Annotated in this window: 12 protein-coding genes; 9 read left to right on the top strand and 3 right to left on the bottom strand. The window is 66.5% G+C overall.

What is annotated here, in order from left to right; genetic code table 11:
- Positions 1 to 20: 20 nt before the first annotated feature.
- The 4 genes from Q3A80_RS18160 to Q3A80_RS18145 all read left to right on the top strand — a co-directional run bounded on the left by Q3A80_RS18160 (position 21) and on the right by Q3A80_RS18145 (position 3970).
- A complete protein-coding gene (locus Q3A80_RS18160) occupies positions 21 to 1076 on the top strand; it encodes an ABC transporter substrate-binding protein (protein WP_446330304.1) in 1056 nt (351 codons plus the stop codon).
- 73 nt (positions 1077 to 1149) lie between these two features.
- Complete coding sequence (locus Q3A80_RS18155; RefSeq protein WP_446330303.1) at positions 1150 to 2145, top strand: ABC transporter ATP-binding protein; 996 nt, start codon at positions 1150 to 1152, stop codon at positions 2143 to 2145.
- Positions 2142 to 3029: an ABC transporter permease gene (locus Q3A80_RS18150; protein WP_446330302.1), complete on the top strand. Its 888-nt coding sequence runs from the start codon at positions 2142 to 2144 to the stop codon at positions 3027 to 3029. The genes Q3A80_RS18155 and Q3A80_RS18150 overlap by 4 nt, the downstream gene beginning before the upstream one ends.
- Before the next feature lie 626 nt (positions 3030 to 3655).
- Positions 3656 to 3970 (top strand): helicase, encoded by a 315-nt coding sequence (locus tag Q3A80_RS18145; RefSeq protein WP_446330301.1) that lies wholly within the window; start codon positions 3656 to 3658, stop codon positions 3968 to 3970.
- 104 nt (positions 3971 to 4074) lie between these two features.
- On the opposite strand, the gene Q3A80_RS18140 is transcribed toward Q3A80_RS18145, so the two are convergent.
- The 3 genes from Q3A80_RS18140 to Q3A80_RS18130 form a co-directional block, all read right to left on the bottom strand.
- Positions 4075 to 5088: a hypothetical protein gene (locus Q3A80_RS18140; RefSeq protein ID WP_446330300.1), complete on the bottom strand. Its 1014-nt coding sequence runs from the start codon at positions 5086 to 5088 to the stop codon at positions 4075 to 4077.
- A gap of 108 nt (positions 5089 to 5196) precedes the next feature.
- Entirely contained in the window at positions 5197 to 6432 is a 1236-nt protein-coding gene (locus tag Q3A80_RS18135) for a S53 family peptidase (RefSeq protein WP_446330299.1), read from the bottom strand.
- A 34-nt stretch (positions 6433 to 6466) separates the two neighbouring features.
- Positions 6467 to 8602 carry a hypothetical protein gene (locus Q3A80_RS18130; RefSeq protein ID WP_446330298.1) on the bottom strand — a complete coding sequence of 712 codons (2136 nt, stop codon included), beginning with the start codon at positions 8600 to 8602 and terminating at the stop codon, positions 6467 to 6469.
- Between the two features lie 591 nt (positions 8603 to 9193).
- Here Q3A80_RS18130 and Q3A80_RS18125 point away from each other — a divergent pair.
- From Q3A80_RS18125 to Q3A80_RS18105, 5 genes are all read left to right on the top strand, one after another.
- Complete coding sequence (locus Q3A80_RS18125; RefSeq protein WP_446330297.1) at positions 9194 to 9403, top strand: hypothetical protein; 210 nt, start codon at positions 9194 to 9196, stop codon at positions 9401 to 9403.
- A gap of 504 nt (positions 9404 to 9907) precedes the next feature.
- Positions 9908 to 10351, top strand: coding sequence for an Hsp20/alpha crystallin family protein (locus tag Q3A80_RS18120; RefSeq protein WP_446330296.1), 444 nt, complete (start codon positions 9908 to 9910; stop codon positions 10349 to 10351).
- Between the two features lie 36 nt (positions 10352 to 10387).
- Positions 10388 to 10807: an Hsp20/alpha crystallin family protein gene (locus Q3A80_RS18115; RefSeq protein ID WP_446330295.1), complete on the top strand. Its 420-nt coding sequence runs from the start codon at positions 10388 to 10390 to the stop codon at positions 10805 to 10807.
- Positions 10808 to 10811: 4 nt separating this feature from the next.
- Positions 10812 to 11306, top strand: coding sequence for a hypothetical protein (locus Q3A80_RS18110; protein WP_446330294.1), 495 nt, complete (start codon positions 10812 to 10814; stop codon positions 11304 to 11306).
- Between the two features lie 146 nt (positions 11307 to 11452).
- The gene (locus Q3A80_RS18105) at positions 11453 to 11695 is read left to right on the top strand and encodes a hypothetical protein (protein ID WP_446330293.1); all 243 of its coding nucleotides are present in this window, start codon (positions 11453 to 11455) and stop codon (positions 11693 to 11695) included.
- Positions 11696 to 11704 lie beyond the last annotated feature (9 nt).

The raw sequence follows: 11704 nt of genomic DNA, 5'->3' as shown, positions 1-11704 counted from the left end.
TCATTTCCACTGGAGTTCCGATGTCGTTTCCGCTTTCACCGGCGCTACGCCGCACGACCCTGTCCGCGCGCCGCGTATTGGCCGCTACGCTCACCGCCGCGCTGGCCTTCGCCGCCGCCGGCACGCCGCAAGCCGCGCATGCGGAAGGCCGCATCCGCGTCGCGGAGCAGTTCGGCGTCGTCTACCTGATGCTGAACGTCGCGCGCGACCAGCAGCTGATCGAGAAGGAAGGCCGCAAGGCCGGCGTCGACATCAAGGTCGACTGGGTGCGGCTGTCCGGCGGCGCGGCCGTCAACGACGCGCTGCTGTCGGGCGCGGTCGATATCGCGGGCGCGGGCGTCGGGCCGCTGTTGACCGTATGGGACCGCACGCGCGGCCGCCAGAACGTGAAGGGCGTCGCGTCGCTCGGCAACTTTCCGTACTACCTCGTCAGCAGCAACCCGAACGTGAAGACGATCGCCGACCTGAGCGCGAAGGACCGCATCGCGGTGCCGGCCGTCGGCGTGTCGGTGCAGTCGCGCGTGCTGCAGTACGCGGCCGCGAAGCAGTGGGGCGACAAGCAGTTCGACAAGCTCGATGCGTTGACGCAGGCGATCCCGCATCCGGATGCGACCGCCGCGATCCTCGCGAACAGCAACGTGATCACCGGCCACTTCGGCAATCCGCCGTTCCAGGACCAGGAACTCGCGGGCAATCCGAACGCGCACATCGTGCTGAACTCGTACGACGTGCTCGGCGGCCCGAGCTCCGCGACGGTGCTGTACGCAACGGAAAAATTCCGTGACGAGAATCCGAAGACGTACCGTGCGTTCGTCGCCGCACTCGCCGACGCCGCGCGCCAGATCGCGGCCGATCCCGAGCGCGCGGCCGATACGTACATTCGCGTGAACGGTTCGAAGATCGATCGTGCGTTGCTGGTGAAGATCCTGCGCAATCCGCAGGTGCAGTTCAAGACGGCGCCGCAGAACACGCTGGCGCTCGCGCAGTTCATGTATCGCACTGGCGCGATCCGCAACGAGCCGAAGTCGTGGCGCGACTACTTCTTCGACGACCCGGCGACGGCCGGCGGCAGTTGAGCGGCGCTGGCAGCGGCGTTCCCGCGTCGCGATCGACGCTTATGCGTCGGCGCGGTTTCGATATGCGCAATCGTTGGTTGGGTCACGCGCCGCGTCGCCGTATGTTGATGTTTTACCTGCAAGAGTTTCGATCGTGAACGCCACTTCTCCCCGCATCGGCTTGCCGCCGTACTCCATGCGCGGCACGGCTGCGCCGGCCGCCCATCCCGTGCCCGACGCACGCGCCGCGTCGGCGCCGCAGGCCGCCGCGGCCGGCGCGCCCAGCGAGCGCCTGCTGGCGCTCGATCGCGTGAGCCTCGAATACCGGACCGGCGCACGGATCGTTCGCGCAACCCATCAGGTCAGCTTCGACGTGTACGGCAGCGACCGCTTCGTGCTGCTCGGCCCGTCCGGTTGCGGCAAGTCCACGTTGCTGAAGGCGATCGCCGGCTTCATCGAGCCCGTGTCGGGATCGATCGCGCTCGACGGCCGGCCCGTGCACGGCCCGGGCCCCGACCGCATCGTCGTGTTCCAGGAGTTCGACCAGTTGCCGCCGTGGAAGACGGTTGTCGAGAACGTCGCGTTTCCGCTGCGCGCGGCCGCGAAGCTGTCGCGCGCCGACGCGCGCGAGCGCGCGCTGCACTATCTCGACAAGGTGGGGCTCGCCGCATTCGCCGATGCGTATCCGCATACGTTGTCCGGCGGCATGAAGCAGCGCGTCGCGATCGCGCGTGCGCTGGCGATGCAGCCGCGCGTGCTGCTGATGGATGAGCCGTTCGCCGCGCTCGACGCGCTCACGCGCCGCAAGATGCAGGAAGAACTGCTGCGCCTGTGGGACGAATTCCGCTTCACGCTGCTGTTCGTCACGCATTCGATCGAGGAGGCGCTCGTGGTCGGTAACCGGATCCTGCTGCTGTCGCCGCATCCGGGCCGCGTGCGCGCGGAGCTCAACAGCCACGACTATTCGCTCGACAGCGTCGGCAGCGGCGACTTCCGCGCGCGTGTCGCCCGCATCCATCATCTGCTGTTCGATACCGGCGTCGCGAACGAAACGGATCGAGTGCCGGCCACGGAGGCAACCGCATCATGAGCACGATCGACCGCGTGCTCCCGCCGCTGCCGCCCGTTCGAACCGAATACGTACACACGCTCGATGCGCCGCCCGAGGTCGAGCGTGCGGCACCCGCGCCGCTGTTGCGCCGCATCGTCGGTGCGAGCGGGTTTCGCCGCGCGATCGTCGCGCTGGTGCTGATCGCCGCGTGGGAAATCGTTGCGCGTATCGTCGCGAACGATCTGCTCGTGCCGACCTTCGGCGCGACGCTGGTCGCGTTCGTGCAGGGCATTGCGTCGGGCGAACTGCTGGTGAAGACCGGCATCTCGATGTCCGTGCTGTTGCGCGGTTATGCGCTCGGCGTGCTGTTCGCATTCGTGCTGACGTCGCTCGCGGTATCGACGCGCATCGGCCGCGACGTGCTGTCGATGCTCACGTCGATGTTCAATCCGTTGCCGTCGATCGCATTGCTGCCGATCGCGCTGTTGTGGTTCGGGCTCGGCACCGGCAGCCTGCTGTTCGTGCTCGTGCACGCGGTGCTGTGGCCGCTCGCGCTCAGCATGTATACGGGTTTTGCCGGCGTGCCGGCCACGCTGAAGATGGCGGGCCGCAACTATGGCCTGACCGGCTTGCGGCAGATCGCGCTGATTCTCGTGCCGGCCGCGCTGCCGTCGATCCTGTCGGGGCTGCGCGTCGGCTGGGCATTCGCCTGGCGCACGCTGATCGCGGCGGAACTCGTGTTCGGCGCGAGCGCCGGGCAGGGCGGGCTCGGCTGGTACATCTTCCAGAACCGCAACGAGCTGTATACCGACCGCGTGTTCGCGGGCCTCGCGGCCGTCATCGTGATCGGGCTGCTGGTCGAGCATCTCGTGTTCGATACGCTCGAGCGCGTGACGGTGCGCCGCTGGGGCATCCAGCACTGACCCGCAGCGGGCCGGGCGAGTCGCCGAACGCAATGCCGGTGAAACGGACGTAGATCGGCGCGCGCACGTGGTCGTCCAGTTCGACCGGCGACCAATGGTGCTTACATATGGAGCATTGGCCGCAGCAGCATGCCGATCCGATCCGCACGAGTTTTCCGGAAATGCGCGACAGCCCGATGCGCGATTTCGGCGCGGGACTCCGCTTGCGGGAAAAGAAGTCGTCAGCGCACGGGTTCACGGACGTGACTCCGTATGATCATTCAGCCATCCTGTTCTGCCGGCGCTGTCGTGCGAGTCGATCCGAGGTCTTTCGGCAGCATCCGGAACCTCGAAGCCTGTTTGCGTGAAGGGTTTCCGGTACGCGGGTGCGCCGGGTCGCGCATCGTGCAAATCGCACTTTACATAATGCGTATTATCGATCAAATAGGGTCGAACCAAATTTCCGAAACCACACCAGCCGCCCCCGACGCTTAGACTCCGCAATAAGCCTCTTGCGCAATCACAGCTAGCGTTTGCACCGCGCGCCAATCGCACCGGCGTCCGTCCCGACGATCGCCGAGCACGGTCAATTCCCGGCCGATCCTTCCGCAGCGTTAGAATGGCGCCCCTTCCGACAGGAGACGAAAATGTCCTGGTTCATCTACGAAGTGCCCGAATACCACGAAGACGCTGCGCGCATCGAGCCGTTGAGCGACCTGCGCAGCCGTGTGCTGAAACTCAATGGCCCGGCCATGGCCGACGAACTCGAAAGCGTGCGCGAGAACGCCGCGGCGGCAGCGGACACGCCCGAGCGCCCGCTGCGTACTCCGGAAAATCCGCTGGTCTTTCCGATTCCTTACGCCGAGTCAATGATCCTGGTCGGATTCATCTTCGATCTGAAACGCGAATTCCGGCAACTGATCGTCTCGCCCGTGGAAATGCCCTGGCTGAATGACGCGTAAAGCGCATTCGGAACGGAAGCCGACGGCAGCGTCGCGCGGTTCAAGAGCGGGGCCGCCTATCCCGCCGTCTCCTCACGGAATGAACCCGCGCACAACGACAAGCCCTAGAAATTCCGCGCCAGACCGACCATGAACATGTCCTGGTCCTTGTCGTTGCGGGTCGCGACGCGATTGAAGCGCAAGCTCGCCGCCCAATGGTTCGTCACCTGGTAGGTCACCTGCGCGCTGAGCAACGCGTTGAGCCGTATCCTGCTCGAGGTCTCGTCCCGATCGTGCGACAGATACGGACCGACACCGGCCGACAGCGTCCATTTGCTCCTGATCGGCGCGACGTACCAGAATTGCGCTGCGATGCCTCGTCTGCCGGCGACGCCGTTGTTGCCTTCGTAGACGAAGCTCGCCGAATAGGCCCACGCATTGCCGAGCGGCCGTTTGACTTCGAGCATGTATCCCTTTTCGATCGGCACCTGCGGGCGGTTCGTCTGCGACGTGCCGGCCCACACGCTCACCTGCGTCTTGCCGTCCGACAACGCCGGGCCGGGATCGCCGCCGAAATCCGAGCCGATGCCGAACAGCACCGCGTCGGAATTGAAGCCGCCGAACATCTGGACGTGGTTGTACTGAACCTTGAGGAAGAAGCGATTCGGAACGACGTAATACCGTACCGCTGCCGACGCACGCACGCCCCATCGCTTGTCGTTACGCACCTGGTTGTCGACATGCGTGGTGTCCATGCTGAAATACGGGCCGGCCGACAATTCGAGCGCCAGGCGGCTGCCGACCGGCCAGCGAAACGAGCCGAGCGCAGCGAAGCCGTCACGGTGGTGATCGACCGGATGTCCCTCGTTCACGTACGCGAGGTAGACCGACAGGTAGTCGTTCAGGACGTCGCCGAAGCCGACTTCGTACGCGCGCCAATGCATGTCGCCACCGTTGGTCGCGCGCCCGTCGCCAAACACCGCATAGGCGTTGAGCGCTCTTTCCGACGGCTTGGAGTCGATCGGTAAGCTCGACGCACTGTCCTGCGCATGCGCGTTGCCCGTGCCGGCAAGAATTGCCAGACCGGCGATCGAGCTCGTGAGGATGAAGCGCGAATAGATGCGACGGCACTGTCCCATTTGCCCTCCCTCGCCTTGATAACCGCGATTTCCCGGACAAGCTGATGGCGATTATAGGTGGGCTCGGATCATGGAGCCAGCCCGCTCTCTTCCGCAGCTGTGCCCGGGTCAAGGCGCGGCAATCAACGCCTGCACCAGACTGGCGGCCATCGGCCGGCCGAGGCCGGTCACGTAGTCGTAGCCGGCCGACGCATTGCACAGCGTGCCGCACGTGCCGTTCGAGCCGCTGACTATGTCGCGGAAGTTCGCCGCGTAGGCGCTCGATGCGAGCCCGTACAGCGCGGTCTGGAGCGCGCCCACCGCGTTCAGCGTCGTCTTGCCGCGCGCGACACGCAAGCTGTTCGCGATCGCGATCAGCGCGGACCATTGCGGTGCGCCCGCACTCGTGCCGCCGACGACGAACCAGCCGCTCTGCCCCGCATAGCCGTACGAATCGTAGACGGCGAAGCCGGACGCCGGATCGGCATCATAGGCGACGTCGGGCACGCCACGCAGCCCGAGCGTATCCGATGGCACGCCGAAGTTCGACTGATACGTCGGCTCGGGCTCGACGGCGCTCTGTCCGCCGCCGCTGCCGGCCCACGCCGTTTCTCCGGTGTATGCACCGCTCGCATCGATCGCGATCAACGTGCCGCCGACGCTCAGCACATACGGCGACGCGGCCGGGTAGTCGATTCCATTGCCGCCGTCGCCGGACGCGGCGACGAACGACACGCCGTTCGCGCTGGCGAACTGTCCGTCGAATTGCGTTTCGGCGAGGAATTCGGCGCTGCCCCAGCTGATCGATACGACCTTCGCGCCGACTCCGCCGGGTGCCGGACTCGTCGCGAGCGCAATCGCGCTCATCAGGTCGTCGAGCGAACTCGATGCGGCTTCGACCAGCACGATCCGTGCATTCGGTGCGATCGCGTGCGCCCACTGCACGTCGAGCGAACTCTCGAGTGCCCACAATGCGTCCGGCGGCGGCGGGCGCTTGTCGGCAGTCGCGTATACCTTCGTGAAGCAGCGCGGCGACGCGCACGGCGGCAGGCCGAACGTGTTGCCGAACGAGCGCAGATCCGCTTCGACGTTCGGGTTGTCGTACGCATCGACGATCGCGATGACCTGATCGTCGCCGCCGTAGCCGCGCGCCGGCAATTGGTCGAACCCGTAGAAGCGGCGGATCTGCTGCGGCGACACGCCGACCGGGCTTCGTTTCGCGCCGCCGTGCAGATGGAGCGGCGGCCGCGCGAACCCGCGCGGCGCGCGCGACGCGGACTGCGCGAACGACCCGCCGCACATCAGCGCGACGCTCGCCGATACGATCAACATGCGCAGCGCGCGCGCAAACGAAGCTCGCTTCATGATGTTCCCCCGTTGGCCACCGGGCCGACGCGCGTCAATGCACCTTCGCACTGGTGAACGACAGCGACTTGCCCGTACCGGCGATGACCAGCCAGTTGACCGGGTCGGTGCTCACGACCGTCGCGCTGCCGCTTTTCACGCTCGGCAACTGGTACGTGCTCTTCGGCAACAGCCAGGTCATGTCCTGCAGGCTCGCCGGATGCGTCGCGCTGAACGTCCAGCTCGTGCCGGTATCGGTGGCCGTCCAGTTCACGAGCAGACGGCGCCGGTCGAACTGCGTGAGCTGGTCCATCGTGAACCACTTGAACTGGCCGGCGCTCGCGAGCGACGCGGCATGGCTCAGGAATGTCGTGACGACGTTCGGATACCACGACGCGCCGAGCGGATGCATGTAGATCAGCCGGCTCGTGCGGTTCGCGACGACGAAATCCATCAGCGACAGATACCAGTTCTGCACGTCCGCCGTCGGCACCGCGAACTCCTGGAACTCCTCGAACGTCGCGTACTTGCCGAACGGCATCACCGGGAACGCCCAGATGCCCGGGTTCAGCAGCGAACCGTTGCGATACGCGCGCGTTTGCGCATTGCCGGTATGGCCGGTGAAGTAATAGCCGGAGTACCCGTTCGATTCGAGCCACGTCACCGCCCACGTCGGCGTATTGCCTTCCGGCGCCGCCCATTCGACGTCCGGCTTGCCCGTCACCGACTGCACGGCATTGCGGTTCAGCACGAGATACTGCGTAAACGTGCTCGCGTTGGTTTCGCTGGCGTTCGCCCCCCAGTAGTCGTGCGCCCAGCCGCCGTGGCTGCCGACGTTGTGGCCGCGCTTGAGCAGGAACGCGACGAGTTGCTTCGCCTGCGTGTTGTTCGTCAGGTTGATGCCGAGACCGTCGCCGATCGTCACGTCGTCCGGGCCGGCCGTCATCACGATCGAATACGGGCCGCTGTTCCAGATGCCGTAATTCTTCAGATACTGTGCCGGCTGGATCTGGTCCTCCGCGCAGAAGTGCCAGTTCAGCACCATTCCGGCCTGTGCGCGCGGCTGCAGCGACAGGTGCGGCATCGACAGGATGTTGGTCGTGAAGTAATGCAGGAAACCGTGGATCGGCATGCCGTCGGTTTGCCCGTCGAGATACGCGAGCGGCAGGTTCACGAACATCACGCCGCCGTTTCCGTACGCCTGATAGCCGGCGACGAGACCGAAGTTCGGCGACGTCAGCAGCGTCGTGCCGGTGTACGTGCCTTGCGTGACGTAGCTCGGGTAGCTAAGGAAGCCGTACACGTAGCCGGAAATTCCTTCGAGCACGTCGGTCGTCGTGGACGGCGACGCAGTGGCGAACGACGTCGCGCGATTGAACGAGGTCGACGACAGCAGCGTCGACGTCGGCGAATACGATCCGGATCTGACCTTCGCGCCCTTGCGCACGTGCCCGAGATTCAGCGGCACGCCCGCGATGCGCCCGCCTTCCGACTTGTACGTGAAATACGCCTGATGGTTGTAGCCGGCAAGCCCGCCCGGGTTCGACGTGCTCGGCTGCAGGAACAGGTGCTGATTCGCGGTCGCGCCGGACGAAGTCGTCGACGTCGTCGACGGAGTGGCGGCCAACGCCGTTGCGGTCGTCGTCGTGCCGGTCCACGTCATGGACTTCCCGGGCGGGATCTGCAGCGCGCGCAACGTGCTGCCCATCCCGGTCACCGGACCGAGGCCGATCATGCTTCCGCCGAGCGTGTCGTAAAGCACGTAGTTGACGCCGGCCATCGAGCTGAATCGCGATTGCCCGGGCGGATAGAATCCCGCCGCATTCAGTACGCCGAAGTCATAGACGAGCATCACGCGCCCGCCGTTCAGCGCGTAGGTCTGGATCGCGCTCACGAGCGTATCGTCGGCAACCGTATGCACCTGGTCGGGCAGGATGAGTCCTTGGTACTGCTGCAGCGACGTGCCGCCCTGCTTGAATTGCGTGTCGCTGATGAGCGAGATCTGCAATCCCTCCTCCGCCGCCGAATCGAGCCACGCGGACACACGCGGGTCCGGCAGCGTGAAATTGTCCGGCAGCAGCAACAGCAACTGGTTCGACAGTGCGTTCGCCCGTCCGGGCGCAAACGTCATCAGGCAAACGGAGAAGACGATCAGAAAGGCTCGCAGGATCCGGCTTGAGTTGGCCAACATTTTTGCTCTCCCGTCGAAGGGGGGATGGCAGCCGATGGCCAACACATTGCGGCCGGCGCTCCCCACATCGTGATTGAGCGGCCGGCATCCGCGCCGTGCGGCGCCGTCAGCTGGCGGCGGAGAGCGAACGGGCCGCGTTCCGGGCGCGCCCGGCGACGCATGTGCGTCGATTCGTCGGACCTTCCCGAACGCGCGGCAACCATCGTTTTCACCGCAATCGATCAAGCGAGCAACGTGCCAGTCGCGGGACGGCGTTGCCGGGACGGCCGCCGGCCGCGGCAAGCGCCCGGCACGTGGAAATCGCGCCAAAAACGTTGCAGCGCCGATACGGCGTGACGTGTGGCGCATGGGAGGCAGCAGGCGGGAACCGACTCGCGGAACGATGCGATGCTGTTTCGTGCGGTGCGGCGTCGCGTTCGACCCGCGCGATCGTCGCCGGCATACGCCGGCGCGCGACAATCGCGCCGGACATCGACGGAAAATGATTCTGACGTGTAACGCCGCGGCTGCACGCCGGGGGAATCGCTTGCGGCCCGCGCCTTGCTCGCGAGCAAGATGCGCAACATCGGACGTTGCGATCAGGAGAGCAAGATGACCAGTCAACAGCAACAGCAACAGCAACAGCAACAGCCAGGCAAACAGACCGGTGACAAGAAACCCGACGAGAAACGCGACGACGGGCAGTCGACCTTCGAAACCGATATTTCCGAGACCGGCGACGACGGTACCAGCGTGCGCCAGGCCGAGGTTCGCGAGGACGACCTGTCCGAAGTGAAACCGCCGTCCGGCCCGTCCCGCTAAGCGGCCGGAAACGGCGCCGCGCGGCGGCGGTCGCACGCGGTGCCGTGTCTTTTCCGGAGTCGTTGCAAATTCCGCCTTCTGCCCGCATCGGGCGGCCCGCCGCGTTGCGGCGGCCTCCGATGCGCGGCAGTCGATCCGGTATCCGGCGAACACCGGCCAGCCGAGCACCCAGGCGATCCGACCCACCGTGCGCACGACCACGACTCCGGAGGGAGTCGTATGCGGCCGGGCGCCGGGCGGCCGCCGGCCGATAGGGTCAAATCAAGCGTGCGATCCGCCCGCTTCGGAAAGATGGCGATTTCCCGCGTCGATACCCGACAATTTTCCGCGCGCCGGCCCCCTTGAAATTCGTTCGGCGTGACCTATTTTATGTATCGCTCAAGGCAGTCGCGGCTTCCCGCGCTGCGTGTTTCGATTTGTTTGTCAGCGAGCCTCTCGCGGATCGACGAACGGGAGCGCGTGGTCCGGTTCGTCCTCCGCGGGAGGCGTAACCAGGAGCGAGTCATGAGCGATCCCCTCTTCCCCTCCGATTTGCTGGCGGAATTCGACCGCCTGCAACGGCAGATGGCCGGCATGTTCACCGGCTTTCCGGTCAGCCTGCGCGCGCCGCGTCCGGGCGCGTTCCCGCCGGTCAACATCGGCAGCACCGACGACACGGTCGAGATCGTCGCGTTCGCGCCGGGGCTCGATCCCGCGAAGATCGACATCTCGGTCGACCGCCGGCTGCTGACGATCAGCGGCGAGCGCGTGCCGCCGGACGACGGCGCGGCCGACGGCGAGCGGCGCGTCTATGCGAACGAGCGGTTCATGGGCACTTTCCGCCGCGTGATCGAGCTGCCGCAGCAGGCGGACTCCGACAAGATCGAGGCCCGCTATGCGAACGGCTGCCTGACGATCAGTGTCGGCAAGTCCGAAGCGTCGAAGCCGCGCGCGATCACCGTTCAGTAACCGGCACAACGTCACGAACGCATGACGGAGGACATCATGAGCGACACCACTGAATTGACGACGCGGCCGGCCGATTCGCAAACGGCCGTGACGAACCGCGAACCGGCCGAGCGCGACACCCCGCGCACACGTATCGCGCCGGCCGTCGACATCGTCGAGGACGCGCACGGCATCACGCTGTATGCGGACCTGCCCGGCGTGCCGCGCGACAAGCTCGACGTGCGCGTGCACGACGGCAATCTCAGCATCGAAGCGCAGGCCGTCATTCCGACCCCGACCGGCCTGCGGCTGCAGCACGGCGAAGTGCGCCACCCGCACTTCTCGCGCGCCTTCACGCTGAGTGCGGATTTCGACGTGTCGCGGATCGACGCGCAATTGCGCGACGGCGTGTTGCAGCTGAAGATTCCGCGCCGCGAAGAAGCGAAGCCGCGACGCATCGAGGTCACGGCGGGGTGAACGAATGCGTTGGAAGCGTTTCGCGAGTTCGGCGCGAACAAGGCTCGCGCCGCTTGGCAAGCCACGTGCGGGCGTGTATCGCCGGCGCCGGCGATCGGCACCCGGCCGCGGTCTCGGCGAGCGCGCGGCAGTTCTGCGCGAGCATCGCGTTCGCCGCGTCCGGCGCACGCGCGGCGTCGCTGCCCGCCGCTACGTGGTGCGCTCGGCGCCGCGCTGGGTCGGCCGCGTCGCGGCGAACGATGTCGCGCTGCGCGACCGCGGCGACCGCCTCGCGTTGCGCGGCGCGCGGACGGCCGCTGCAGCCGGGCGCCTGAAGCGCCCACGCCGGCGGACGTCGACGCCCGCACCCGTGCTGCATCACGTATCGTTCTTTTACACCGCGCCGCTCATCGCGGTTCCGCTCGCGACGGGCGACGGCGACGCGCGGCCCACGCGCATGCCCGACGGGCGGCGGCCGGGCAAACGCGCAGCGAAGGCCGCGCTGCGGCTCGCGGCTTGATCGCCGGGCGCCCCGCCCGTGCGGCGGCGCCCGCAAGCCGTGCAGCCCATGCCGGCGGTACGGTTGATGCTACACGGACTGCCCGCGAAACGCGCGGCGAGCGGTGCGTATCGCAACATTGAGCAACTCGCAGCAGGAGGTGCCAGATGCAAACGGACAAGATCATCGAACATCGCGGATACGAGGTCCGTGCCGTTGTCACCGACACGGAAGCGGGCCGCTACTCGGCGACGGCGATCGTGACCGATCGCGACGGCGAAACACGCACGCTCGGCGTCGATGGAGACTTCGCCGATACCCGCGAAGCATGCGACCAGGCGCTGGAGCTCGCGCTCGCGTGGATTCAGCGGCGCGCGGTCGTGTCGGACCGTTATGTCAGACGGAATTGAGCGACGCGA

The sequence above is a fragment of the Burkholderia sp. SR8 genome, from assembly GCF_052851275.1.
This window is presented reverse-complemented; position numbering and strand designations above follow the sequence as displayed.